Origin of the sequence: Rhabdochromatium marinum (genome assembly GCF_016583795.1) — a bacterium.
Taxonomy (GTDB): Bacteria; Pseudomonadota; Gammaproteobacteria; order Chromatiales; family Chromatiaceae; genus Rhabdochromatium; species Rhabdochromatium marinum.
The window spans coordinates 1-608 of sequence record NZ_NRRS01000208.1 but is presented as its reverse complement, the minus strand read 5'-3'; the positions used below and the strand labels follow the sequence as shown (position 1 = coordinate 608).

Annotated in this window: 1 protein-coding gene; it reads right to left on the bottom strand. The window is 62.0% G+C overall.

Annotated elements, in window-relative coordinates; all coding sequences use genetic code 11:
- The coding region (gene iscB, locus CKO36_RS19340) for an RNA-guided endonuclease IscB (RefSeq protein WP_200286515.1) at positions 1-608 on the bottom strand (608 nt) is incomplete at both ends.

Here is a 608-nt window from a genome sequence, read left to right as displayed (position 1 = left end):
CGGTTGGAACCGCCGAGGGAACGCGGAACGATGTGCTCGATCTCCAGCGGAACATCGGTCGCGCCGCAATAGGCACAGGTGCGCTGCCATTTCTCCAGCAGGTATTCACGCACCTCATAGCCAGCCAATTCACCTTGTTGGTATTCAATCCCGCTGATGTCAGGCTGTTGCAGCGCTTGCAGATCGAAGCGCACCAACTCCTGACGGAGGCTGGTGATGGGTGCGAGTTGGCGCAGTCGCTGCACCCAGCTCAAAGTGGTCTCCAGGCGATGGCGCAGACTCGGCGCCAGCCAGCCTTTGGGTTTGGTGCGATTGAGAAAGCGCGGAGCGCGATGGCGCAGGTTTGCGGTGCGCCGGCGACGCCGATAGGCGCGGCGCGCGCTCAGGTGGTCGCGGATGTTAGCGCCCCGGTGGGTCAATTCACCGAGCCACAGAACATGCCCCTCACGGTGTGCTTTTCCCGTGTTTAGATCAAGGGTTTGGTCTTCGCGCACCAGGGCAATGCCTGTGGTTTGGCTCCCGGGGTCGAGCTGAAAACACAGCGGTTGGGTGTCACCGCCGATGCGGTCTTTCAGGCGGATGCTAAAGGGATGCAGCCGCACCACCAC